The organism is Flintibacter sp. HCN-6482, assembly GCF_037892565.1.
Taxonomy (GTDB): domain Bacteria; phylum Bacillota; class Clostridia; order Oscillospirales; family Oscillospiraceae; genus Lawsonibacter; species Lawsonibacter aceti.
Genome location: NZ_JBBKBK010000002.1, coordinates 341,717 through 367,863 on the forward strand (window position 1 = coordinate 341,717; position 26,147 = coordinate 367,863).

Genomic DNA, 26,147 nt, shown 5'->3' on the forward strand with positions numbered 1-26,147 from the left:
AGGGAGTCTCGCATGGCTGGTCATGGGGAAACAGACATGATATATTAAATATTATAAATTGACACAATGGAGGAGTCAGCAATGGGGAATTTTATGAAGGCTTACACAATCGCATTTGAGAGCAGCGGCGGAGGACAAGTAACATCTCGTGCCATCGTTCCCTTTTTAAAAAATTCAAGAAGTTGTGGAAGATTCCCCTGAAAATGTCATTCGCCGAATTAATGGGAAAATTATGCGCGTTCATGCGTACAAGTGGAATCACATGGACAAGGATTATCTGGTTGTTCCCATTGGAAAACTCAAAGAGAAAAACAAACCTTTCGGAAGCGATCCAACGACTGAAAAATTGATTGACATTCCGCAGGATATGTTCGATGTCAATTCGATTGCATATCACAAGCGGTACCGCGTCGCACTACTATCATCTAATCTTGCGGGGCCTAATGACAACGATATTGAGGATTATTTTAATTCTTATCTTCCACCGGATGTAGAATATAAAGTTCGCCTCCGCCCTATAATGCGTAATATAGCACTTGAGGAAGATTTGTAATGCACAGGAAGTGCGAAGTGTAACAATTGCTTTAAATATAGGTCGGCCATTAAATGATTTTCTTTCCGGTCAAGTTCACGAAGAAAAAGGTGTCCATGAACATCTTAAAGCGCTGATGGAGCTTTCTAAAACGACGAGGGAATCAAACACTTTTACGCTAACACTTGGCTTAGGCAAAAAGAAAAAAGCAACTCTCAACATAGGAGTACTTATTGAACTTTTGGAATCTATCAACTTGGATGCAAATTGTAGCAACGAGATAACTGTTAATTATCGCAATGGGCCTGATGAGAAAATCGATATAGCAAAATTGAAAGACAGCACTACTATTTTAAAAGGGGTTTTTCCAATCAAGGTAACACAGTTAGGAACTGGATATATTCTAAATAATATGGACGAGATACTCAGAAACGAGCGAACAAAGTATTATCAGCAGGTGCAAGATTACTTTTCGAATTCAATAGAAATTGGGGAGGACTATGAAATTAATAAGATTTGGGAGGAAAGGCCTGTTGTCTAAGCTCAATCTCATAATCTCTTTCGTATGGAAAAATTGCAAATTGGAAGCGTTAATTATTATGTCAGGGATTCTGTGGATAAACCTATCTTGGCGCATTACTGAAGTAACTCAAATCTTGGCGGATTATTTTTCTGAATCTTGGTGTTCTGGAATAGAAGGTGTTGCATCGGTTATTATAGGAATATATTTACAATATGGTCGATTTATGCGACATCTGCATCAAAAATAAACGATGAATTACTAAAAAATAAGGTAGAAGGGCAACTGTTCTTTTTAATTGGAGTAGGTTTAACTGAATCATTTGTAGCAACAGTATTGTGCGTGTTTGTCCCGTATGAAATCCCTCATTATGCTGAAATAATGACATTATTTACAGTTCTCACCTCTGTTTCGTTTGTTAAGTTTATCGTGCTTATAATGATGACTACAAAAGTAAATATAAAGTATATCATTCAGGAAATAGATGAGAAAAATGCAATATATACAGAAATGCAAATTAAGCTGGACGAAATTTACCAACGGGCAATAGGAGAAAAGTGAATTTCCAAATTTGCTCCGCAAAATAAAGAAAAACTCTCCTTGGAGCGTCTGCTCCAAGGGGAATTGGTCCGAGTGGGGAGACTCGAACTCCCGGCATCTTGCTCCCAAACGCTTGAACCAAATTTTTTGTGGTGATTTGTAGTGCTTTCCAGCACTTTCCGCTCGGTATCGAATATTTTTTGACGCTCTTAAATCCGCTGTTTCCATGTGTTCCGGTCCTGACTGTGGTCAAATATGGGGTCAAAAACGCTTCCTGACCAGGGGCGGCAGTGTCTGCCGGTCCCGTCCGGGAAGCGTTTTTTCGTGAGAGAAGTTACTCGATTTCCAGCAGCTGCTGGGCGGCATCCATGGCCGCCCGCTTATCCCGAATCTGGGGGTCGTCATACGACTTCCTGCGGCACATCCAGCAGGAACAGTGGATCTTCCCCTTGGACAGCCGTCCAGCGGCGCCGTGTTCCCACGCAAGGACATTCTCTTCTCCTCCAAGCTGGCGGAGAATCGTTTCCTTGCGATGGATCGCGCGCATGCGCTGTTTGCGATAGTAACTGCGGTTTCTGTTCAATTGTGCTCACTCCTTGACAGTTCGGGCCGCCTGCAAGAGTCGTCAAGGAAACATGCTCTCTTACAGGCAGCCTATCTGCCAAGAAGAAAAACGGTGATAACCCATTTATTTTAATCCTTTCTGCTGTTTGATCTATTGTACCTCTGCCGAGGGTGCTAAACAAGTATTTTCTGTGCGATAGGCATATCAGTTTCTCACACGCCTATTCAAAGAATAAGGGCAAAGACCATTCCCTATCTGCTCAACAACCACTGAATGACCGCAATGGTCCGTTCGATCCCCCGGACAAAGTGGTTTCCGAAATTCAGCTGGAACTCTGTGTCAATACCTTTACTTTGGTAAAAAGCCCGGATTCCCTCTGTATTTTCCTGAACTGTTTTCAGGACTGGATTGCGGGTCTTGGCCTCCTTGTCACCCAGAGAGAAGTAAATGCACTCCGGCCGGCGCTTCGGTTCGTGGGAAAAGACGTATTCCTTAAAACCAGGAAACCACAAGGAGCCGGACATACACCCCACCCGTGAAAACCCATCCGTCTGGTAGACGGCGTACAGGGCGAACAGGCCAGCCAAAGAGTATCCAGCAATCCCCCGCCATGCCGGAGGCCCGGCCAGCCCCTTCTCCACCTCCAGCATGATCTCCTCCACCAGCAGCCGCAGGTAGTCATCCGCCCCGCCGGTGAAGGGCTCCCCGTTCTTGAACACCGCCGGACTGTCCCAAGGGGCCATATCCCGGTTCCAGTCCAGACTACTGATGGCCACCAGGGAAAAGGGTGGGCAGCCAACCACCTGCGCAACCTCGAACACTCTTTGTCCTTCATTGGCGAAGGTGTTTAGGTAGATAATTGGGGCCTCTGTTTGAACGGCTGAGAAAACAGATATACTCTTGCCGTCTATTGCAAAGTTTCGCATATTGGTTCATCTGCTTTCCATTCCAACAATTGCTATCTGCTGGAATTGAACTCGTTTTCCTCATTGTACAGCAAAGGAACCGCGAATACAACAGATGTGATCCATTGAAGTCGCATGGAATCCTCTCGTAAGGAAACTAAGAATCGTGCGAATGCATGATTTTCTTGCGTATCTCTGTTGAATATGCTATTATTATACACAACGCTGTCAGGTGTTGGAAATAGACCTTGGCGGTATGGCTGCAACGGAAAAAAGCTCTGCCGCTTGGCAGAGCTTTTTTGTTTATCAGTATGGAGGAATCTTCTATGGCAGTCAGCTATAAAAAGCTTTGGAAGCTACTTATTGATAAGGACATGAAGAAGAAAGATTTGTGTGCAAAAGCAGGAATTAGCCCAGCCTCTGTTACTAAAATGGGCAGGAACGGCCATGTAACCACAGAGATTCTTCTAAAAATATGTATAGCCTTGAATTGTCAGATCGGTGATATTTTGGAAATCGTGCCCGACAAAGAATAGTCCTGAAAAATGGACTTTTATTATGAGAGAATATTATACGGGCAGGTGTAAATATATGCCGCTTGTATAGGGAAGCGAGGCTTGCTCCATGGCAAAATTGATTGGAAGTGTACGGTCTACCAATTTCGGAGAAAACTTGTTTATAACCAAGGCCCAAGAGTTTTTAGACGATGATTACATCATTTACTGGAACCGTCAAATATATGGCCGTGAATTTGACGTCTGCATTCTCATGCCAGGAAAAGGTATTTTAGTTGTGGAATTAAAGGGGTGGCGTGAAGAAAACATTCTTCGGATCGAGCATAGCGATACCATTATAATCAGAACCAATGAGGGAAACGTGCCAGCTACGCCCCAAAAACAGGCGCGTGGATATCGTTTTACACTTGAGCGACACATACGTCAGAATTTAGGCAAGATTCCATTGGTATTTCAAATGGTCTGCCTTCCTCAAGTCTCAAAAAATTTTTATCACGAAAAAAGGCTGGATGTTGTTTTAGATGAGTCATTTACTATATTAAAAGAAGATCTGGAGGATACAACTTCCTTCTGCAAAAAAATAGACCGGGCCTTATCAGAAACCCTCCACTGGAAAAGGGATCCGTTTGATTCTAAAACCATGTTGGAGGTTCGAAATCTGTACGAAACTGATATTAACTTGGATGAAGATGACGAATCTGAAATTGAAAAAGAGCTGGTACATTTTTACCATCAACATGACTATTCCCGTTTTTATTATTTCGCAGAGACTGATGAGTTGAACGGCAATATCATTAACGACATCACAACTCAGTATATGCATGGCTGCAAGCTATATTGTGTTTTCTCCAAGAAAGAACAAATGATATTTGTACTCAATGCTCTTGATACGGTACTCACACAAAGAGGCTTAGTACGGAATCGTGACAATATTGAAATTGCATTTGAACAGCAGAAAAGCCATACTCCTCCAGCCAATTCTGTTAATGACATGTTCATGGGCTTCCATTGTTCCATGAGCGTATTGAGTGCACCTTTTGATAAGGATACCACCTCCTTTGTAATCCAGAACGGCAAATATAGCCGTGCTCAAGAGCTTATTCTCAAAAAACTTAGCGAACAGAGCCAGTTTAATTTTGAGCAGTATGAAGTTGAGCACGCTTCGCCGAAAAAGAACATTGTAATTCGTGCTGGTGCGGGTACTGGCAAAACCTATACAATGATTTCCCGCATTGGCTTTATTTGCTATACCCAAAATGTCCCTCTTTGGAAAATGGCTGACCGTATTGTGATGATTACATTCACAAATGAGGCTGCGAATCAAATGGAGGAAAAGCTCAAGATATACTTTAGAAATTGCTACCTCGTAACCTCCAACCCGGATTACTTAGAGATGATCTCCAGAATCGACCACATGCAGATTAGCACAATTCATTCCTATGCGAAAAATTTGATTGCTCAAATGGGTACCTCTTTTGGCTACGGAATTGACTTGGGTATAACCTCCAGCGAATTTTACCGCCGCAAAAAGATTTCGGATTTACTTGATGCGTATATCCATCAAAAAAGAATCGAATACGGCAAGGACTATACAGATAAGCTTGGTATGCCTGTTTATGCTATCCGTGATAGCATCCTTGACTTCATCGGAAAACTACATAATAAGAGTGTCAATATCGAAGCTATTGAACCTCAAGATTTTGGAACTCTTTTGAATAATGAGTCTCACGGTGAATTGCACGAGCTACTGGCCAGCGTAATTCCATCCGTTGAACGAGAATATCTGAAGGAGCTTCTGGAAAATAACAAAATCCATCTCAGCTCCATGATGTCTATTCTTAACCGTTTCATCAATGATCCAGCCAGTGAGAACAGAATCAGAGAACTGAAAACGGACAAGGATGCCCAGCAATTTATGTTTGTTGACGAGTTTCAGGACACGGATGACTCTCAGATTGAATCTTTGCTGCGGATTGCCCAGGTACTCGACTACAATCTGTTTCTTGTAGGTGATATTAAGCAGTGCATTTATCGCTTCCGTGGAGCAAAGGAAAAAGCCTTTGACCAGTTGGGCATTGACAAAAACCCTGAGAAATGGTTGGAGTTTTCTTTGCGACGGAACTACCGCACTGACAAGCATTTGCTGGATATCTTTGATCGCTCCTTCACCACATGGGGGAAAATGGACGAAGAACTGCTTACCTACGATCTGGACAAAGATAAACTCATCGCCACAAGAGACTACAACGGAAGATACTTGTCCTCCAAGAGTCGTTTCTACCGGCGTCTTCCGGCTGCAAATGAGGAAATGCGTATTCCTGTTCTTGTCGACGAAATCAAAAGAATCCAGAAGCGTATCCAATATGAAGAGAGCCACGGCATGAAACTCTCCGCAAAGGAAAAGAGCATTGCCATTCTGGTTCGCGAAAACTGGCAAGCTGATATGATTCGTACTGACTGTGCCCGCCTTGGAATCAGCGTACATACCAATACAGGCGGTGACTTGTATATGTCCCAGCCTGCTATGGACATGCTCACTTTGGTCAATGCCCTGGTTCATTTTGATGAAGCTGACTATCTCTACAACCTCGTGACCTCAAATTTCTTTAATTTGGACATTCCCAAGTCCAATCTTTATGAAATCCGTATGAAGATCCGTAACGGAAAGTGGAGAGCGAAGGCAGACGAGAAAGAACAGGTCAATTACCTTATCAATTTTATGAATCGGATGCTTGTAAACACCGTTGATAAAAAACATAACACTTGGGAAACTATTGTAGCAAGTTTAAGAACACGACCTATCCTGCAAGCCATCCGCAAGGTGTACAGCACCCTGGAACCCTGGAAACACTTTAGTGATGATCCTTGGAAACAGCACTACTATCAGCTGAATGTGGACTTGCTGTTTGAGCAGCTTATTAACGCTTGCAATGTGGACAGGCTTACTATCAACACGCTACAGGAACATCTTTATAATAGTATCGTCTCCCAAGTCTCCGTTGACAGCCGGACGCCAGCAAGCAATGAGGATGATTCTGCCATTCAGTGCATCACGGTACATAAATCGAAGGGCCTTGAGTATGGTCATGTAATCATGCCTTTTTGCTCTGCCTCGATTGACTTCATCAAGAAGACGCAGCTTCACATTAGTACTGCAAAGTCTCAGGGCCGGTATCGAATAGGATATAGTATGAACGTAGGTAATTCCGGTGAGACAATTCAAAACGACTTCTACGACGAAATTATCGAAAAGTCTGAAAAAGCCCGTGAGGAAACTCGAATCCTCTATGTTGCTATGACAAGATCAATTCGCTCGTTTTCATGGATTGAAATCCAAGGGAAACAGAATCTATCCTGGCAAAATCTCATAGAACCGGAGGTGTAAGAAATGCCGTTTAAAATCTACACATACGAAGATCCCTATAAGTTAGATAAAGCGGATTTCTGGAATGAGATTTCTGCCTTGCCTCACTTCTGCAGTGCGCGAACCCTTGTAAATGGACTTAAGGATGTTCTCGGAGATAAAATTGAGGGCTTGATTTGTCCGTTAGATGATCTGGTCGAACATGAAGATGTCTATATGCAATGGACAGATAATATCAGCCTTCGGATTCAGCAGTACAGCGCTTTCTCTGCAGTATTCAGGCAGCTGTTAGAGAAACGGAAGATTAGCAAACCTTTTCACATGTCCTTGGAGCACAATCAGAACCACTTCCTTGAAGCTGTCCGCCTTTTTATAGAATTGGATATTAGTGCAGCTGCCATTGATGGAAGTAAGGGCAACACGGAGCAAAGGCTCTTTGTCTATATGCTAAAACAAGCACAGCAGAGTTCTCTTTTCCGGTTTCCTCAAACCCCTTCCCGTGAAAAGCTTAAAGAAATCGTTGTTGCTCTCGCAAAAAAGGAAGTTGAAGAGTGTACCGGAACACCGCAGGAAGTAAAACGCTGCGAAAGAGCCGTGGGCGTTACGAAAGAACAGCCCTTTAATAGCATAGTGGTGCATGGTGTGCATCAGTTCACGCCGGTGCAGCTCCGTCTTTTGCTTGCTATGGAAAAGATGGGCATGACCATCATCTTTTTGTTCAATTATCAAAAGAAATATCCAACGATTTATTCCTCCTGGAATGAAATCTACGGGTGTTTCGAAGTTCCCATTCACCACGACACTGCCATTCGTGAATACGAGTCACCTACGATGCAAAATCCCAGCAACGCTCTGGCCTGCGCTTTGGGTGAGATTTGCGAAGGTAGAAGTGCAATAGGTAGTCCATTACTTAGAAAATGGTATAAGCTGTACAAGAGTGTTCAGCTTATGGAATTCGCGAACATTACTGAGTATGCACATTTTGTCTCCAACCACTTTGATGCAGCTATCCAGAGCTATTCTGACTCTCGCAGCGTCATGGAGAGAGGCAATGATGTATGGAATAAGGCTGCTGTTCTCCGACATTTAGATGAGCAAGTATATACAGCAAACAGAGATGTACATACCTTGCTCAAAATCTACTATCCTGAATATGCCAATGATCGGCACTTCCTTTCCTATCCCATCGGACAGTTCTTCTCTGCAATTTACCGTCTGTGGGATTATGAGAACAGACACATTATCTTCGATATCAACGCCATCAAAGAATGTTTATCCTCCAACATCCTAAGTGTGGCCCCCGGAGAAGTGCTACTTCGGACATTCTACAATGTCGCGATTCTCTTTGAGAATGTGACAACATACGAGGAATTCCAACGCGAGGTCGTTGAGGGCTATGCTAAAAACTATGATAAACTGGCTGCAACTCCGGGGACGGATGTGCTCTCCGAACTCAAAAATTTGTCCGTTTACAACAAGTACAAGGTCACGAAGGAAGACTTACTTGCGCTCATCCGAGCGATCGAAGAGATTAACGAAATTGCAACCTATCTGTTTGCCTTGGACAATTCCCGTGAGGATTTCATTAATTTCGGCAAGCATTTCCACAACCTCGAAGAGTTCCTCAAACAGCGTGAGTTAGCCCTGGCCAATGAGCAGGAGCGAGCCTTGATTAAGGATCTACAGCTACGCCTCGATAAAATCAAGCCGGAGAACTCTACTTTCTCCGGTACATTCAGAGATTTGCAAGAAGGGCTATATTACTATTTGAAACAGAAGAATGACGAAAATCAAGGTGTAGACTGGATTGTAAAGAATTTTGAGCAGATCGATGGCGATATTCTGCAAAGCAAACGTCAATTTGAGAAAGAGCAACATAAGGTCTACCATTTTGCTTGTGTATCAGACCGCGACATGAATATGACCGTCAACGATCAACTCCCGTGGCCTCTCACGGATGAGTTTATTCATGCTACCTATTCACCAATTGATTTGCAATTCCAGGTGTACTATACCGCCCTGGGTGAACGTAGCAATTTCCTTAGATATGCTTTGTTCTACGGTCTGTGTTACAACCGCTGTGATGTTCGGCTTAGCTATGTGAAGCAGTATGGCGATGAAACCACAGAGCCGTATGCTCTGTTGGCCATTTTGGGATTGATACCCAAGGCTGAACTGATAGAGAGCATCAATAAAACTGTACCGTTCTCTATATCTGTCGGACAAGAAGTTACCAAGAGCATTAAATATGACCGCTATCAAATGATGGACATGTTTTTGTGTCCCTATCGGTTCTTTCTGGACTATGTAATGGAAGATGCTCCTGTTATACAAGGAAACTTCCTGTACCAAAAGTTTTTCGAGAACCTGTTGATTGAAGCGGTATGGAAGAGAGTTGGAAAGCAAAATCGCTCTGACGCAATAAAGTATTTACCCAAAATTCTGGAACAAGAAGCCCAAAAACTTGAACCCTACTTTAAGTTTTGGAAATCAACTGAGATTTTCGACCTTAAGTTAAGAGCTAAAAATTACCTTGTCCATGAAATAATTACAGAAGATCATGGAACAACTGTAAAGCCCTATGATCCTGCCCATATGCAGACGCGAAAGCTTTTTGGGACTGCGCTATTTGCCGTTGATGTTTCTGAAGTCGAAATAAAAAATCCTTATCATGAATTCGAAGCACTTACAAGAAGAGATGGCTGGCAAAAGATTTATTCACTCCGCAAGTTGCCGAAACCAGAGAACCAAATGCAAATCGATATTCTTCGTGGAGAAGCCAAGGATTATCTCAACCAATCTTTAGGAAAAAACAAAACTGCTATTCCCTCTGATTGGTGCACCTATTGTGTTCACAGAGGAAATTGTATGGAATCTTTCTTGGGTAGCCAAATCAGCATGTCCAGCTCCAGAAGTGAGCCCCGGAGCAGTCGTTCGGCTCATGTAAATACTACTACCAGAGCTCCACGGCCCTCCACTTCTGAGTCTCTGGCAGCGAATATAAACGAAACTCCTACCTCTTCCAGTGTGAGACCAGTTGTGCATGAGATACCGACCGCTGATGTTACCCATAACGATGTTGTAAATGCGGTGGTCGAATCGCCCCCATCTGCCATTCCCGGTTCTGTTGTTGAGAATGCTACACCCGGGGGCAGAGCCGTGCTGAACAAATGGGGGGCTTTTGAGCAAACGCTAAAGGCTATTCAAGAAATGGTAGAAGGTAACCGTCAGGAAATCCAGAGTCTTAAAAGTGAACTTACTTTGAGAAGAAACCGCTGTGAGGATACCACCCGCATTGAAACTCGTTTAGCAGAGGAGGAACGTAGAAGTCAAGAACTTCGGGACAAGCTTACAGAAACCGAGGATCGCCTTGCAACAGCTGAGGAGCAGAACCGTAGCCTCTCTCATACTGTCAAAACCCAGGACGCACTGCTGGAAAAACAGAGAGCACTTGAATTCACAGAGGTTGAACTTGCAGAGCTGCACAAGTATTCTTCGATTATTGTGTTTGACACATGCTCGATTATGAATTGTCCGAATCTACTCGACGGCGTAAATGATGGTGAACTTGTTGTAGTTCCCAAGGATGTAAACAATGAGCTTGAACATCATAAGACCCGTTTCGGCGCGGACGAGCGGAAAATCAAGGCTCAGCGGGCTATAACGGCAATTTTTAACTACAAGAGGCATTTCCCGCTTACTTACGCCGAGGGATTGATCGATTTAGTTCCCAATGTCTATCGTGCGGATATCGGCGAGAAGGAGCATAACGACAATATGATTTTGACTGTGGCCCTTCGTTATAAGTACTATACCGATATTCCTGTCATCTTTATTACCGATGACAGGAGCCTTTCTAACAAGGCATCTGGAGAGGGGCTTGAGGTATGGACGTCCAAGGACTTCCTTACCCCTCCCGAATCCTCGTTTGATGATATGACCCAGTCGGTTGCAAGCGCGAAAACAGTAGCGGTCACGGATTTAGTTGAATGTCCTGAGGCAATAGATGCTCCCGCAAAGGAAATAAGTGAAACTGCAGAAACTGAAAGACGGGCAAAAGCCCAGGAAGAATACCTTGCGCAAAAAATCAGTGCTAAGGTTCTTCACTTGGAGGCAAGCCAGATTTCTGTCTTACAGAACAACGGGATTAAAACGCTCGCTGATTTTATGGCTCAGACTGAGAGCAGTTTTGCCGGTTTGAAAGTCAAGAAAGGCGTTCCTTTTACCGCAAGATTTTTGAAAGAACAAGAACATATCAAACGAGAACTTGAAACCCTATAACGCAGCAAGAAACTACTAACGTAGCTTTGGTTTCTTGTTTAAGCTGAGAAAGGAGCGCTACGTATGTTAGTAGGATGTTACTATCGCTGTCCCATCATTGTTGAAGAAGGTGACAGGGATTATCCTCGCTTTTATGTCCTTGCTCAGCTTGTTGAGTACAATGAAATTGCCGATACAATTAAGGTCGAAATGCACGATCTGTTGGGCAGTAGACAATACTATGAGGATCTGTTTCAGCACAATGTGTTCTTCGCCCAGGCGGTAACTCGTTGTGAAGCCTGTCCGGGCGGTGTTGTTGAGGGGCGTTGGGGACGAGGAACAATCGTGTCTCGTGCCTCTGAACCCTATTCCGAGGACGAACCCTATTGGTATTGGATTAAACTACCGAATGGAAAGCACATCAAAGAGTGCGAAACAGAGCTCAAGTTTGATTATTCGCAGATGAACTTTGCACCCAACAAACAGCTCCGAGCCTATGAGTTCCAGCACCCTACATGGTTTATCAATCATCTCAAAGTAAGCAAGAACCTTCACCTTGTGAACAACGCTACCTATGGTTTCCGTGTGCTTGCTGGTTGCCGTGCTTTTCTGCTCCCGCACCAGATAAGCACCGTGGCTCGTTGCTTTGAAACTACGCCTGTCCGCTATATGCTGGCTGATGAAGTTGGCTTGGGTAAGACTGTCGAAGCGTGCTCTATTCTCAGCATATTGGCCAGCGAAAAGAAAGATCTCCAGGTACTCATTATTGTGCCCGGTGCTTTGTCCAGCCAGTGGAAAAATGAGCTACATTACAAATATGGCTTTGATTCTGCTATTGCCTCTCCTCGCGCTCCAATTTGTCTGCTCCCTATGGAGGATATCGGCAAATCTTTGGCGATTCTTTCTATGCCCTGGGATTTTGCTATTGTAGACGAAACGCATAGACTTCTTGCCAACGATACTTGGTACAGTCAAGTGCAGAATCTCAGCAGGAAAGTAACACACATTCTGCTTTTGTCTGCAACCCCCATTCAGGACAGAAACGAGGAATATCGCCGTCTGCTTGCGCTACTCAATCCAGAGCAATATGAGACCATGTCTGCTGAACGCTTTTCCTGGATGGTAAAGCGGCAAAAACGTATCCAGAAGTCCGCCAATCTTCTTTTGGGATATTTGGAACGCTATGACGAGTACACAGAAATCGTCTTAGACGATCTAAATAGTATTGTAGAAACACTTGAGGATATAGCCTTGGAGAAGATGGTTAAGGAAATTGATCTTAATGCGGAAGACCAGGGACTTTCCAAGGTCAAGCAAGCTTTGGCGTATATTTGCGAGAATTACAGAATTGAGCGAAGAGTAATCCGCAATCGTCGGCAGTTAATTTCTGAAAAAATGGCTCGACGGACCTTGTGTGCTATCCCGTACTCACCGCTGTCTCTTAACGAAAACTATAATGAGATTGGGGCAATTCAGAACACTCTCGCCTATCTTGCTGATAACGGCGAAGATGAAGAATATGTGACCCAAACTGCTATTCCTCTTCTTTCTGCGTTGTTCAGTAGCCCGTGGGCCTTTGAAGATGCCCTCCATAAGCTCCAAATTGATGATGGAATATTGTTGGACAGCGCAGCTGCTTGGAGACGTCAAGCGGAAAACGAGCACAGCTTAGTAAATGTCGCGCTTGATGAAGATCCTGATTTAATCAAAGGGCGCTTAATGACTGCAATGAATTACATTGACCAGGAGACAGATATCTTGGACGATGAGAATTGCAAAATGGTAGTATTCACTGCACATAACGCTACGCTTGTTCAGTTCTTAAAACTGTTCAACGAAAGATATACCGCTACGGGAATTTATGCGGTGGCTTTTGGACAGCACATGGGGCGTGACGAACTAGAAGATAGCGTATATGCTTTCCAGAACGATCCTGCATGTCGTGTAATTATCTGTGACGAAACCGGTGGTGAAGGCCGAAACTTTCAGAATGCGGCTCAGATTATTCATCTTGATTTGCCGTGGAATGCCAACGCACTCGAACAGCGTATCGGTCGCTTAGACAGGCTTGGACGCGACCCCAACAAGGATGTTGTGTCTGTTGTACTTTATGCAGATACTTCTGTTGAGGAGCAACTCTTTCATATTTGGAAAGACGGCATGAAACTGTTTGAACAGTCTCTGAGTGGACTTGAAATCATCACGGGGGAACTGAACCAACTGATTGTTGAAGCTCTGCTTGATGACTACTATACCGGCCTTACAAATGCATTTGATGATATTCTGGACCAAGCAGAGGAAATGCGGGAAAGCGTTGAGGACGAGCAGGATTTCGACCTCGGAGCCACCTTATACCGTCCATTGTCCCAAGGGATTGATAATGTTTTGGGCATCTACGCATCAGAAGATGACAACCTATTTGCCACAGCTATGATGGGGTGGGGCAAACAGGCCGGCCTCTCCCCGGAGAGGCCCACCAGTTCCGGCTTGATTGAGTTTAGAGAAAGCACTTTCAGCGTAAATGCGGCAAGACAGTCCCTGTTTATTCCACCTGATTGGCATAAATACAGCAGTACGTCCATTATGCGAAGAGAAGGAAAAATTCTTGGTTCTTTTGATCGTCAAACCGCAGCCACTCGAGAAGATATTCTGTTCTTTGCGCCGGGCGATCCTGTTTACGATTCTATCATTTCAAACGCAGTGGGCTGTAACAGAGGTAGATGCACTGGCATTGAAACAATTTCTACATACAATTATGATGGACTCGTATTTATTTATAATATCGTGCCGGAACTTGATGAGTTGCTTGAAAATGGAATGACGCTACAGACACTGGCACAATATAGGATGTATCTTCCGCTCAAGCAGATCCTTGTTACCGTACCATTAACGACAAGGAGCAAAGAAGTCCCTGAAAAGCAAGTCCTCAATACTTTGCTTAAACTGCAACCCAATAATGCCAGTCACCTTGGGCGGCGTGGCAGCGGAAAAATGTCAATTTCTCCCTTGGAGCGCTTTATTAGTCGAAACCCTCCAAGCTTATGGGAGCCTTTAGTTGACAAAGCCTCTGCGGCAGCCTACAAGCGGGCCTGCGTCAGGCTTGAAAAACGCTCTGATTTCGAAGCGGCTGAGAAAGAAATGCAGCGTGTTTTGAATGGATATAGAGCAGAATGCATCTACTTTGAACGGGATATGTCTGGTGTTGATGAAAGGGCACATTTATTCGATGTGACGCTTCGAGCACTCAAAAATGCGAAGCCAGAGCTGGATGCAGTCTGTTTCTTGAGGGTGAGAAGTAATGGATAGTAAAGAAGTATTACAGCAATACATAGTGGGGGCCATGAAGTCCCAAAGTGCCATTGCGGAATTAGAGAAAAATCTTGTCGATACATCTGATTCTTTGAAAATGCAGGAGGCAGCAAGGTCACGCTATGTAATTGGATTTATCCGACGTGTCGTTCAGTTCAAACGAGAAGAAGCCTCAGCAAAGGATATATGCCTAAATATTCGTGACCTTATCTTAGTTCTTGGTCGCGTTAAGCTTACTGAAAAACTTTATGCGGTTGTAAAAGAGTACGGTGCAGAGTTCGATCTTGTGTGTGAAAACGACTTGCAAGTGTCTTGCTTACACCATATTCCTGAATGGCTCGAACCCCATCAATATATCAAAGATGTGTATGCTCTTCGCCATGACGATGGTATTGAGTTTGAAACTGAATCTTCTGGTGACGCGATACTGGCAACACATACTGGCTTTAGCGCCTATAAAAGCTTTGAGCAAAAGGTAGCCGTTCATACCGCTTTGAATTTACCCAATGGGCATACGCTTCTTATTTCCCTTCCTACCGGCGGCGGTAAGAGCTTGGTCACGCAACTGTTGGCAAGCTCTTCTGATGGATTGACTGTTGTAATTGTGCCCACTGTAGCGTTGTCCTTAGACCAGTACTATGTAGCGCAGCAAAACTTGACAAATGGAACGGAGATTTATTGTTATCGGGGTGAGCAGTCCGAGCTTGAAAGGGCTAAAATTATCCAATCCCTGAAAGGCAGAAAAGCCCGTATTCTTTTTACTTCGCCTGAAGCAATCCTCAAAAACTCGGAGCTTCACCGCATACTGGACAATGCCGCAAAAGACCACTATTTAGCCAATATTGTGGTTGATGAAGCCCATGTCGTTCCAGATTGGGGCGTATTTTTTAGACCTGACTTTCAGATTTTCTCTATACTTTTGAAGAAGTGGAAGTATGAATCAGAAGAGTTTATTCGTACTTTTCTGCTTTCGGCTACGCTGTCTGATGATGTAGTTGATACCTTGTTTGCACTGTTTGGTTCAAACGGAAAAAATGCTCAGGTTCGTTGCGATGCACTTCGCCAGGAGCCACGATTCTATTTCCACTCTGCAAAGTCTCGAAAAGAACAAGTTGATAAGACTATCGAAGCCATCAAATTGCTTCCAAAGCCGATGGTTGTCTATGTGCTTGAACCAAGAGAAGCTAAGGAACTGCAAAAAAAGCTTCGTGAATTTGGATACAAAAATATCCCCGTTTTCACCGGAGAAACCAAGGAAATAGACCGAAACACTATATTATCCGGCTGGAAAAATCACGACTTTGATGTTGTGATTGCCACCTCTGCCTTTGGTATTGGTGTTGATAAACCTGATGTCAGAACAATTATTCACGCTTGCTGTCCTGAAAATTTAAGCAGATTTTATCAGGAGGTAGGGCGTGGCGGTCGTGATAGACTTCCATCGCTCAGTCTGTTTATCCCTTACCAAAGCAGATATGACAGCGATGGTGATGTGCGTAGGGCATTGGGACTGGTCAGCAAAAGAGTTCTCACGGTTGAACGAGCTGTTATTCGTTGGAACGCACTGCTTTCTAACCCGGCAGCAATGGTTGATTCTGACGAGTGTGTTCTGAATACCTCTGCTACTCCGCCCACGATGACAGACGAGGAGGCCGAGTATGCAGGAAACCGGAATGTTGCATGGAATGTCAATCTGCTCCTGTTCCTGTATCGGACTGGGTTTATTGACCTTCTGGATGCAAACTATGTGTTCGACAAGAAATCGATTCCGCCCAAAAAATATTACACGGTTACGGTTAAGTTGCTACAACCTGATATTCTCAGCGATGATGACAGCCTCGCAGCTGCACTGACAGAACCCCGTGCCAGAGAATATGAAGCACAAATGGTTGGTTATAGAATCATGAGTGAGCTTGTATCCTCTCCTAAAGCATTGTGTTGGGGACGTGTTTTCAGACACCTTTTCCCGCTTTCACGGGAAGTATGCAACGGCTGTCCAGCAGATCCGGAAGGCCGCATCACAAGTGATGATACTTACAAGCTGCGAACTGATCCTGAGATCAAGCTTCCAGCTGCACCTCCTGCTCCACGCTTGGGGAGAAATATGGGGTCCTTTAATGAAATGATTATCAGCAGACCATCAACAGGACCTTACAGCACCGAAGAAGTTGTTGTGATTGCAGAAAAGGCTTATCAAAACAATATCGGTGCATTTATTGTTCCAAGCCGTCTGGCTAATGAGATTGTCTACAATGGCATTCTCTTAAATTACGAAGAGTTCTATTATGCGGTTGTCCATTGCCCCTATCTCTTCGCCAAAGGTGTTGTCTGTATTTTTGACGGTGACACTGCCACAAACTTTACTCTGTACAAGAACCTTGGAAAACTGGATGCCTTTGGCTATCGTAAGATCCTCTACTGCAACGAGAATACTATCGTTGACAATGGTGGTAAGACGATAAGAGAGTATAGCGACGGTTATCCTATTCCCATTCAAAAATTCTAAAGGAGGTTATTCGTATGTTCAAAGTCAATCCAGACGGCATGCGAATGGAGCCGACGCCGGAGCGAGTTCTCTCTGTCTGCCGATTGGTTTCCCATAAAAGCATGAGTCGCGATGAGGTTCGGCAATGCATGACATTGGGGATCAATGACGAAAAGGAAATCGACCAGATCAACAAGTCGATCAATGTGGCCCTCGAAGAACTTTCCCTTATCAAAGCTGAAGCAGAAAATTTGGTTTTAGCAGTTGATCCCGGTGTAATCGCCTCACCTAAAGCTTTTCGGCGATATGTGGGTGCTCGGGTCTTCTCCGCAAAAAACACCACATTTCATATGTTCACTAAGTGGCTGATTGCTCAGAATGAACGAATTTTTGCATTGAAATCCTGGGAAGGTATAGCCAAGACCTGTGCTTCTGAGGTGAAAGAGCTTGCTGCCCTGAATGAAAACGCTGTCCTTGGATGGCGCTTTTGGGCTACTTTTTTAGGGCTTGGCTATTTGAGCGGAACAATGATAATCCCCAATATGAAGCTCCGTTTAGAAGATATATTGGCGACTACATACACCGAGAAGTTCACATATAATGAGACCATTCTTGCCCAGGATTTTATGCTCTGGTTGAGCACAAAATTACCAGAAGTCGAGGTTGGTAGCAAGCTCCCGTTGGCTCTCTCTGCTGGCCTCCGCACACTGCACGAAATTGGGCTTATTAAACTTGAAACATGGTCTGACTCCACTCCTGTTATGCTCTACTATGTAGACGGTGATCCCATCAACGGATTCACACACATTTCGGTGAAGGAGGCGATTAACTCATGAAATGGGAACAATATCGTTCTGTAATGGAACGGTATGCGATTAAAACAGATGATATGGCCACTGAAGATGCCTATTTCATGTCTACTCACATGCCATTCTCGTCTCTTGAACTTTTCCGTGGTGGTTATTACGAAGAGGGGAAAATGCCTGCCCCAACAAAGTTGATGAGCGAAGATGAGGTTTTCGAGCAACTGATTTATAATCCTGACAATGAACATCGCATGATCATTGTTCGAGGCAATCATGGCACCGGTAAATCTCATCTCATCCGCTATCTGAAAGGCAAGTTTGAAAGGAGTCCCTCCACTGTATATAATCCAGCAACTGAGCAGCTGGTTTTCCTGCGTCGTTTGAATAACTCTGTTCGCGGTGCCTTCTCTCAGTTATTGGAACAGAATGCAATTAAAGATCCAGATGTTGCAGAGAAGCTGCGTAAATTTGTGGTCTCTTCCGATTCCAAAGATGAAGGCTCTTTCAAAACAGAGATTTTGTATGCTTATATTGCTGCTGTACGAAACGATGTGTCGGGTGAAACATACAAAGCTGTCAAATGCCGTGACATTGCCAGTTATCTTGCTGACAGCCGTGTAAGTGAACATCTGCTGCGTGAAGGCGGCGCAATATCCAGATGTTATAATGTTATCACTGCTCCGAGCAATCAGATTCTTCAAGACACAACCATTTTTACAGAAGATGATTTCAATGTATCTAAAATCATCCGTGCTGTAATGAAACAGGGAGATCCCCAAGCATCTCTCTTTGCGGCCTCCTTGAAAGGCGATGAATTTGAGATTACAAAACTCATTAACTATCTCAATGGATTTACGAGAGAGGTCATTCAGCGTTGCGCAGATATTTCAAGTGAAAATGCAGAGACAATTTTTGCGCAACTAAGACGAGATTTGAAAACACAAGGCAAAAATCTTACTATTTTTATTGAAGACTTCACCGGCTTTACCGGAATCGATCAGGAACTCATTACGGCGCTTTCTTATGAGCATGGCGGCGACTACGTCGATCTGTGTCGTGTTACTTCGATAATCGGTATCACCAACGACTATTATTATGCGTTTCGCGGCAATTTCAAAGACCGTGTAACACATCAAATTGAAGTTACAGAACGCTCCTATGGCACGGACGAATTTATTATTCAGATGGCTGGCCGGTATTTGAACGCAATTTACTGTGACCCTGCAGCACTCCATAATTGGATTGACTCTGGCGCAGATTTGAGTGAATTGCCAATCAGTGATTTCACACCTCCTTGTGAATGGGATACCACAACCATCGGCAATAAGGAGGTAACACTATATCCCTTTAACCGGCATGCACTACTGACTCTGTATGAATCTCTTGCGACGAAAAGCCCGAGAATGTTCTTGAAGAATGTTATTCGCGCTCAGTTAAAAGAATATTTTGATGGCAAGCAGTACGGGGATGGTTGGTATTTCCCGCTTAACCCCAGTAACGCTCAGATGTCCAATGACCCACACAGTTCTTCAATTGACCGTTTGGAAAGTATGGGTTCTGACGATAAGAACCGTCTGAAAGCGTTGTTTGCTATTTGGGGTGACGGCTCTGCATCCGGCGTGAAAGAAACCGATGGGATACTGCGTTTTGGTGGCCTTAATCAAGCTTTCCTTGCAGATATAGGATTGACTACCTTTACTGGCATAGGCGAAATCGTGGACAAATCCACGGGGAAAACTGTATCTCCGGCGACTGCATCCGAACCAGTAAAACACAGTGAGGGCACTCCTGTTCATCAAACTACTACTTCAGAGCCTCCCAAGGCCAAGCCTCCTGTCGATGGTGCCACAAAGAATTATCGTAAGTTTAAGGATGATATCACGGCCTGGTTTACCAAGGGTGAAATATTGAAATATGATCCCGACTATCGTGGTTGGCTTCGTACTCTTGTTCGTGGAGATTCCAAACAATGTGGTGCAATCAACTGGCAGGATATTGGTATCCCGGCCTATATTGCAGAAGAGCGCCTTTCTGACCTGGGTTGCTACTATATTGACGATCAAAGTTCTCCCACAAATATTGATAGAGCCATCGTTTACATGGACAGAAGTTCCGAAAGCCGCGATGCTCTGATGGCCTTGAATGAACTGAACTACGCAAAAGGTTGGGATTTCGCGGGCGCAGCTTATTACCAGCAGAGGTTGATTACTTGGTTGGAACGCAGAAAAGCTAAAATCATCGAAAAAGTTACCGCTACTAAGCAGGGGGAAGATCCTCTCCCGGTATTGGAGTGGTGCCTTGCAATCCAATATCTTAAAGCGTGTATCTTGGGTCAAAAGGTTGATACCAGTTCTCCCTATTCAACAATCAAATCTTTGTTCAAAGATTTCAAGAAGGACGATAGCATCAAGAGAGACACCCGTGAGTGGAACGACATGATTCAGTTCGTCCTTAACCGTAAAGCTGACTTTGATAGTGCCTTGACCTTCTTAAAACAAGCTTCGGCAACCACAATGGGCGCAATCCATTTTTCAGTCGATCCCAACGCGAAATCCTGTTATAGAACAGACGAGCTGGTACTGGCCACTGAAAAGCTTATGGTTGCCGATTGGGATATTGAAGCAACATTGCCTGGTAGCATCCCACAGAAGCATCTTCTCTATAATCCTGCTACGCTGTTGAAAGCGCTCTATCCCAGCATTAAAAAAACTATGGTTGCGGATACTCAGGAAGCTGCAAAGGTGGTAGGTAAACTCAAAGAGTATATTGGTGAACCCACCCAGGAGAACCTTATGGATTCTCTGGCTGCTATTCAAGAGCTGTTTTCTGTGTTTTCTGCGAATGGAATCATAGGAAGTACAGAGCTGAGGGTCAAGTATGAAAAGCCTCCCATTGAAATAGCCAAAACTGTGATGAAGCATATCAAGCTGATTAACGCTGCGGCCTCTGTGCCAGCAATAAAGCAGCTGACAACATACTCTGGCAACTCACTGCATGTGTTGTATGCTTTCCTTCGAGATATTCAGACGATTGCTCAAAAGGCTGACCAAGAAGGGGCCAAGGCCAAAAAAGATATAGCCGCTACTGGCGGTTTTTCTGGTACGGAGGCATTGTCTGAAGCTGCCCTGTCCTCTATGGAAGCACTTTATACTCAACTTGAGAATATGGAGGTGTACGAAAATGCTGTTAACTGAAACGATCAAAAATTGCACCTCCGCGATCAAAAAACGCCGAGCAACAATCGAAAGCAAGCAGCACGCCGAAACGTATGCGAAGGCGTTGGCACAGCTTGCCCAGGCAACCGAGAGTATTAAAGACACCATTGATTGCGCTGAGGCCATGAAAGAAAAAGGAATTGTTAGCACTCCGCTTATGGATGAGCCTACTCGCAGCGAATTACTGGCTTGCATCGACGATTGTGGAAACGGCGTTTCCGAAATGCAGTTAACCTTGGAAACCGTTAAGCTACTGAAATCCAAGGGAGATGCGTTTGCAACGCAAATTAAAATTGTATGGCGGGATGCAGCTCAGAAGTATTCAGATGGACCCAAAGGCTATTTGTCTATGATTGGTGGTCTATCAAATGACCCCAAACGGGCAAAGGACTTGACAGACAGCATCACTCAAACAGTTGCTGGAAATCCATCCGTTAAAGCGGTAAATAGCCTGGTTTCCGATGTGGCGGAAGCAAAGCAAATTACTAATCAATTCTCTTTGAACCCCGAAATCGAAGACTTCTTAAAGAAGGTCTCTTCTCAGCGAGCTACGGTTTTGGATTTGACCCCCAATATCATGGCATGGCTCAAGGAAAAGAATCTCACAGGCAAACTGAAAATTAGGTTTTAGAAAGGAGGGTGACAATGACTATTCTTGAAGCGATTAAAGCTGTACTTAGTAAGGAAAAAGATGGATTGACCTGTAAAGAAATAACAAATCAAATACTTTCCGGAAAATTATATACCTTTAATACGGCAGATCCAAACTCAATTGTTGGACATAGCCTCCGCAGGCATTGTCGAGGACTCGACTTTCCGTCAGCACATCCGGTTAAACATTTCTACATTGTTTCTGGCAAACGCGGAACAGCCGTTTACTCACTCATAGAATCAACATTCACTGCTTCAGGTGATGATATTCCCAAAAAGCCTCCCGTATCCTCTGCATCAGACCTATTACCAGAGGAGAAAATACAAAAGTATTACAATGAACATAAAGACAGCATAAAAAGTCAACTTCTTGATATGATTCTTAATAATGATCCAAGCTTTTTTGAGCACCTTGTAGTTAAGCTCCTTCTTGCTTTAGGATATGGTTATGGAACAGATGCAGGGCAAGTTGTAGGCAAATCTCACGATGGTGGAATTGATGGAATCATCAATGAAGATAAACTTGGCTTGGACAAAATTTATATCCAAGCCAAACGTTATGCGTCAAGTCATAATGTTGGATGCAAAGAAATACAGGCTTTTTCCGGAGCGATGAAAAAAGTTACCAAGGGAGTGTTTATTACAACTTCCAGCTTTACTAAAGACGCGAGAAAAGAAGTCTTAGAGCAGGTAGGAAAGCAAATTGTACTAATTGATGGTGCACTACTTACTGATTTAATGTTACGTAGCGGTATAGGTGTTCGATGTGTGCAAACATTTGGCACTTATGAAATTGACACGGACTTTTTCGGTACTGCTTGAACACCTTATCAAAAGATAAGGGACTATCGCAAAATAACCCTTTGAAAAACCACGTACAAAGAGTGGCCTCCCCAAAAGCCGGAACAGCTTTTGGAGAGGCCATTTTTCCTATTGCGCTTGATTCTTATTTTACATTGTTTTCAGTCATAATCAGTCATAGACTTCACATAGTTCGTAAGGGCTGAGAAGTCAACTTTTGTATCATGGTTCCAAGAAAGACGGATAGCCTCACTCACTCGTTCTTCATCCAGCCCCATGGCTGCCAATACATAACTTGGAGCGTGGCTGCCGGAGTTACAGGCTGAACCATTAGAGAACGCATAATCCTCTTTCACCGCAAGAAAGATACCCTCTGCATCAACACCGTGGAAACTGATGTTCACAGTGGACGGTATGCAGTATTCCTGGTCTCCATTCAAAGTGTAGTTCAGACCCTGCACAGCCTCCAGGAATCTTTGTTTGATTGCTCTACAGCTTTCCATGTGGGCGTCAGATTCCTTGTCGCTTAGCTGCGCTGCGAGAGCGAAGCCCGCAACCAAGGCCACCGGTGTGGTTCCCGGACGGTATCCGCGTTCCTGCTGACCGCCATACATAAGCTGTTTGATGGGAGGCCGTCTATATGTACGGTCACGCCGCATGATAAACGCACCAATTCCCTGGGGACCGCCGATCTTATGGGCAGTGATGCTGAGCATATTGTATTTGGCATTTCGCAAGCTGTCATTCAACTTACCAAAACCTTGTGTGGCATCAACATGAAAATATGTCTTAGTTCCTGCCAATGCTGCACCGACCTCTTCAATAGGCTGTATCACGCCGGTTTCGCTGTTGACCTGCATCATGGAAACAAGCAGAGTCTTGTCCGTGACGAGGCTGAGAATCTGCTCTGGTTTGATTCGACCAGACGCATCGGGCGAAACAAAATCCACGACACATCCTTTTTCTTGCAGGTGTTTCATGGCTTCCAAAACAGACTTGTGCTCGATGGATGTGGTAATGAAGTGATTGCGGCCACTTTCAAGAGCATAGTCGAGCAATCCGAGAATCGCCATGTTATTACTCTCGGTGGAACCGCTGGTAAAGAAAACGTCCGTACTGTCCACAGACAGGATCTCCGCAATGGATTTTCTTGCAGAGGAAACAATTTCTTTAGCGTCAGTACCAAAAATATGAGTTCTACTATCTGCGTTGCCATAATGAGAGCGATACACTTCAATCATTCTCTCCAAAACTCTTTCATCTATCGGAGCAGAAGCGTTGTAGTCAAGATAAACAGCCATTATGCTTCCTCCTTCGGGAGAGCAGATTCGAGCAGATCTGAACAGTTTTTCAAAGCGTCCCTGGTGCTGTAATGGTTGATACCTCGATAAAGATGAAGTCGGAAGTATCTAATCAACGTGTTTGGATCATCTCCCAAGCCATCATTCAAACAACGCTGCCGGATAATTGCTTCATAGATTTCTGCATATTCGCCGGCAAAAGTAGTCCAATCCATTTCAACATTGCTGTCAGACTGCGGATCAATGCTGCCTGGAATCGTGGGCTCCGCCAGTGACCAGCACAATGCCCATCGGCAAAGAATATTCCAGTTTTGAACACCAGTTTTTGCTTTAATCCGAATGAGCCGGTCTTTCTCTGGCTGTGACAGTTTAAAATGTTTTATAATCATACTATCACATCCCCTCAAAATAACCATTGATGATAGAGGTGCATTGTTCATCTTCCCGATAATGTAGAGTAAAATAATTTACAACATTTTCTCGGATCATATCAAGATACCTACCATAAATTTCTTCATCTGTGGAAAGAACCATAACCTGGGAACTTGCAGATGGTAGATAATTGTTAACAAAATTTGCTCGGTGAGAAGAGTCTAAGCGGGCCATAGGTGTATCGATGACCACTGGAGCCTTATATCCAGATGTTCGGGCCAGTGCCCACACAATAGAAATGGCAAACATCTGCTGCTCTCCTGCAGAGAGCTGGTTCTTTAACACTACATGTCCATCGGGATCAAGTATAGTTACATCTAAGCTGTCCGTATCGATATGGATTTTGCTCACAAGTGAATCTTTTTCAACCAGAGTCTGGAAACATTCTGTAGCAGTTGCAGAAAGTTTGTCTATTTTTTCGCGCTGTAAACGAACCTTAAACTCATTGAGAACTTCAATAGACATCACAGAATATTTGATAATGCGGGAATTATCATCATTTGTATTCTCTTTTTCTGCGATAGCTTTGATTAACTGCAAACGCTTAGAATGAAGAATTTCTTTTTGATGCTCCAAGTTTTCGATTAAGCTCTGTTGCTTTTTATATTGGTCATCAGCTAAGGCCTTTTTTCGCTCATATTCTTTAAGTGTTTCGTAGAGTTTCATAGCCATAGTCTTTTCATCTGATTCACCAAGGTGTGCATCTAAGCTCATGAGCTCATTTTCTTGCGCATCCACATGGCTGATTAAAGTTTTTATTTTTTGATCAAGGGAATGAAATATTTCGACAATCAATTTATCAAAGAGAAGCATAGTCGTATGAGACATGTTAATGTGTTCCATGTCCTCGCCTACTGAAGTAAATTTTCTAATCTCTTGCTTTACAATATCTGTGATAATTCTGAGCGTTCTGTCATCAAAATCACTCTGATTAAATCGATCCAAAATATTTTTTTGAATACTTTCGACGATTGGATCAGAAAGTTTCAGTGCCGCTTTTTTTTGCTCATCAATCTCTTCATCATAAGCTTGTGTTACCAATTTGCGACACATAAAGAGTGGGGTAGCTGGATCAGACACGCGAAGCATGATTTCGTCACGAACTTCTTGTACATATGCCTTAATCTTTTCTTTTTCTTGTTTAATTGCATCTCGACTGAGTGTTAAGTCACCGCCAGAAGCCCAGAACTTTTTTTCCTTAGTGTCTATAGCAATTGCAATGCTTTCGCAATTTGCTTTTAAGACTTCAGCCTCTCGACGAGCTGCTTCGATTTTTGCATTGAGTTCCTTGAGCTGCGCTTCTACCTCTTGGTAACCCTGGTTAACTTCGCTTTTTTCGAAAGCCTGCAAAGCATCTTTCTTCCGGCGAATTACTTCATCAATATGAGTAATCGCTTTTTCAATGGTAGAAACACCAATTGCAGATTTAATTGAAGTTTTAATCTGCTCAAATGAAGCGTCATCGGCCAGTTGTGTAATCTTTTCATTATCAAAGAAGAAAAATCTCGCTATCCCAAAAGGTAGGATCTCTTCAATATAGTAACTCCAACTTTCACCAAGGTACTTATCTATGGTGCCATTCTTCTCGACACTAATAGATTCATCAACTTTCTTGCCTTTTAATTTCCAATTACGGCAAACGCGTAAGGCAGTTCCATCGTCCAGGCAGAGTGATACGGCGACATAAGTAAGCTCATCTGTCGCATGTTTATTAATGTGTTCTATGAGTAGTCGTTCATAGGAACGTGCGTTTTCTTGGATATACTTTAATGCCTGTTTTCCGTATAACGCAAGTAAAATAGCATCAAGAAAGGTCGTTTTTCCTCGACCATTCAACCCCCCTATGAGAGTAACATTACGATTGCCGATTTGGTCGGAAAGACACATTTCGTGGTGGCCCTTGTAGATGCCAAAGTTATGTAACTCAATTTTTGTAAAATACATAT

16 protein-coding genes are annotated in these 26,147 nt (G+C 43.7%); 11 read left to right on the plus strand and 5 right to left on the minus strand.

Features of this window, described 5'->3' with window-relative positions; all coding sequences use genetic code 11:
• Positions 1-262: 262 nt before the first annotated feature.
• Together WKS99_RS06670 and WKS99_RS06675 are read left to right on the plus strand one after the other, a co-directional pair.
• The gene (locus tag WKS99_RS06670; RefSeq protein WP_340405607.1) at positions 263-553 is read left to right on the plus strand and encodes a hypothetical protein; all 291 of its coding nucleotides are present in this window, start codon (positions 263-265) and stop codon (positions 551-553) included.
• Positions 537-1,073 carry a hypothetical protein gene (locus WKS99_RS06675; protein ID WP_262670037.1) on the plus strand — a complete coding sequence of 179 codons (537 nt, stop codon included), beginning with the start codon at positions 537-539 and terminating at the stop codon, positions 1,071-1,073. The genes WKS99_RS06670 and WKS99_RS06675 overlap by 17 nt, the downstream gene beginning before the upstream one ends.
• A gap of 853 nt (positions 1,074-1,926) precedes the next feature.
• On the opposite strand, the gene WKS99_RS06680 is transcribed toward WKS99_RS06675, so the two are convergent.
• Complete coding sequence (locus WKS99_RS06680) at positions 1,927-2,175, minus strand: hypothetical protein (protein ID WP_340405608.1); 249 nt, start codon at positions 2,173-2,175, stop codon at positions 1,927-1,929.
• Positions 2,176-2,408: 233 nt separating this feature from the next.
• A complete protein-coding gene (locus WKS99_RS06685; RefSeq protein ID WP_340405609.1) occupies positions 2,409-3,083 on the minus strand; it encodes an alpha/beta hydrolase in 675 nt (224 codons plus the stop codon).
• Positions 3,084-3,388: 305 nt separating this feature from the next.
• Here WKS99_RS06685 and WKS99_RS06690 point away from each other — a divergent pair, with 305 nt between their 5' ends.
• From WKS99_RS06690 to WKS99_RS06730, 9 genes are all read left to right on the plus strand, one after another.
• Complete coding sequence (locus tag WKS99_RS06690; RefSeq protein ID WP_340405610.1) at positions 3,389-3,598, plus strand: helix-turn-helix domain-containing protein; 210 nt, start codon at positions 3,389-3,391, stop codon at positions 3,596-3,598.
• 88 nt (positions 3,599-3,686) lie between these two features.
• Positions 3,687-6,962: a UvrD-helicase domain-containing protein gene (locus WKS99_RS06695; RefSeq protein ID WP_340405611.1), complete on the plus strand. Its 3,276-nt coding sequence runs from the start codon at positions 3,687-3,689 to the stop codon at positions 6,960-6,962.
• A 3-nt stretch (positions 6,963-6,965) separates the two neighbouring features.
• Positions 6,966-11,222, plus strand: coding sequence for a PIN domain-containing protein (locus WKS99_RS06700; protein WP_340405612.1), 4,257 nt, complete (start codon positions 6,966-6,968; stop codon positions 11,220-11,222).
• Positions 11,223-11,285: 63 nt separating this feature from the next.
• Positions 11,286-14,507 carry an SNF2-related protein gene (locus WKS99_RS06705; RefSeq protein ID WP_340405613.1) on the plus strand — a complete coding sequence of 1,074 codons (3,222 nt, stop codon included), beginning with the start codon at positions 11,286-11,288 and terminating at the stop codon, positions 14,505-14,507.
• Positions 14,500-17,016 (plus strand): helicase-related protein, encoded by a 2,517-nt coding sequence (locus tag WKS99_RS06710; RefSeq protein WP_340405614.1) that lies wholly within the window; start codon positions 14,500-14,502, stop codon positions 17,014-17,016. Before WKS99_RS06705 ends, WKS99_RS06710 begins: the two co-directional genes overlap by 8 nt.
• A 14-nt stretch (positions 17,017-17,030) precedes the next feature.
• Positions 17,031-17,831 (plus strand): hypothetical protein, encoded by an 801-nt coding sequence (locus WKS99_RS06715; protein ID WP_340405615.1) that lies wholly within the window; start codon positions 17,031-17,033, stop codon positions 17,829-17,831.
• The gene (locus tag WKS99_RS06720) at positions 17,828-20,995 is read left to right on the plus strand and encodes a hypothetical protein (RefSeq protein WP_340405616.1); all 3,168 of its coding nucleotides are present in this window, start codon (positions 17,828-17,830) and stop codon (positions 20,993-20,995) included. The genes WKS99_RS06715 and WKS99_RS06720 overlap by 4 nt, the downstream gene beginning before the upstream one ends.
• Positions 20,982-21,647 (plus strand): hypothetical protein, encoded by a 666-nt coding sequence (locus WKS99_RS06725; protein ID WP_340405617.1) that lies wholly within the window; start codon positions 20,982-20,984, stop codon positions 21,645-21,647. Before WKS99_RS06720 ends, WKS99_RS06725 begins: the two co-directional genes overlap by 14 nt.
• A gap of 14 nt (positions 21,648-21,661) precedes the next feature.
• The gene (locus WKS99_RS06730) at positions 21,662-22,489 is read left to right on the plus strand and encodes a restriction endonuclease (RefSeq protein ID WP_340405618.1); all 828 of its coding nucleotides are present in this window, start codon (positions 21,662-21,664) and stop codon (positions 22,487-22,489) included.
• Between the two features lie 140 nt (positions 22,490-22,629).
• Here WKS99_RS06730 and WKS99_RS06735 read toward each other — a convergent pair whose 3' ends face one another.
• Genes WKS99_RS06735 through dndD form a run of 3 tightly spaced genes read right to left on the minus strand, consistent with a single transcriptional unit; the run spans position 22,630 to position 26,145 of the window.
• Positions 22,630-23,769, minus strand: coding sequence for a cysteine desulfurase family protein (locus tag WKS99_RS06735; RefSeq protein ID WP_340405619.1), 1,140 nt, complete (start codon positions 23,767-23,769; stop codon positions 22,630-22,632).
• Complete coding sequence (gene dndE / locus WKS99_RS06740) at positions 23,769-24,158, minus strand: DNA sulfur modification protein DndE (protein WP_340405620.1); 390 nt, start codon at positions 24,156-24,158, stop codon at positions 23,769-23,771. Before dndE ends, WKS99_RS06735 begins: the two co-directional genes overlap by 1 nt.
• Before the next feature lie 4 nt (positions 24,159-24,162).
• Complete coding sequence (gene dndD / locus WKS99_RS06745; RefSeq protein ID WP_340405621.1) at positions 24,163-26,145, minus strand: DNA sulfur modification protein DndD; 1,983 nt, start codon at positions 26,143-26,145, stop codon at positions 24,163-24,165.
• Between the last annotated feature and the right edge of the window lie 2 nt (positions 26,146-26,147).

What these genes read in the sequence shown, in the direction of transcription:
- WKS99_RS06670 (WP_340405607.1), top strand. Translation starts at nt 263, where the DNA reads ATGGACAAGGATTATCTGGTTGTTCCCATTGGAAAACTCAAAGAGAAA.
- WKS99_RS06685 (WP_340405609.1), bottom strand. Translation starts at nt 3,083, where the DNA reads ATGCGAAACTTTGCAATAGACGGCAAGAGTATATCTGTTTTCTCAGCC.
- WKS99_RS06690 (WP_340405610.1), top strand. Translation starts at nt 3,389, where the DNA reads ATGGCAGTCAGCTATAAAAAGCTTTGGAAGCTACTTATTGATAAGGAC.
- WKS99_RS06695 (WP_340405611.1), top strand. Translation starts at nt 3,687, where the DNA reads ATGGCAAAATTGATTGGAAGTGTACGGTCTACCAATTTCGGAGAAAAC.
- WKS99_RS06700 (WP_340405612.1), top strand. Translation starts at nt 6,966, where the DNA reads ATGCCGTTTAAAATCTACACATACGAAGATCCCTATAAGTTAGATAAA.
- WKS99_RS06705 (WP_340405613.1), top strand. Translation starts at nt 11,286, where the DNA reads ATGTTAGTAGGATGTTACTATCGCTGTCCCATCATTGTTGAAGAAGGT.
- WKS99_RS06710 (WP_340405614.1), top strand. Translation starts at nt 14,500, where the DNA reads ATGGATAGTAAAGAAGTATTACAGCAATACATAGTGGGGGCCATGAAG.
- WKS99_RS06715 (WP_340405615.1), top strand. Translation starts at nt 17,031, where the DNA reads ATGTTCAAAGTCAATCCAGACGGCATGCGAATGGAGCCGACGCCGGAG.
- WKS99_RS06720 (WP_340405616.1), top strand. Translation starts at nt 17,828, where the DNA reads ATGAAATGGGAACAATATCGTTCTGTAATGGAACGGTATGCGATTAAA.
- WKS99_RS06725 (WP_340405617.1), top strand. Translation starts at nt 20,982, where the DNA reads ATGCTGTTAACTGAAACGATCAAAAATTGCACCTCCGCGATCAAAAAA.
- WKS99_RS06730 (WP_340405618.1), top strand. Translation starts at nt 21,662, where the DNA reads ATGACTATTCTTGAAGCGATTAAAGCTGTACTTAGTAAGGAAAAAGAT.
- WKS99_RS06735 (WP_340405619.1), bottom strand. Translation starts at nt 23,769, where the DNA reads ATGGCTGTTTATCTTGACTACAACGCTTCTGCTCCGATAGATGAAAGA.
- dndE (WP_340405620.1), bottom strand. Translation starts at nt 24,158, where the DNA reads ATGATTATAAAACATTTTAAACTGTCACAGCCAGAGAAAGACCGGCTC.
- dndD (WP_340405621.1), bottom strand. Translation starts at nt 26,145, where the DNA reads ATGTATTTTACAAAAATTGAGTTACATAACTTTGGCATCTACAAGGGC.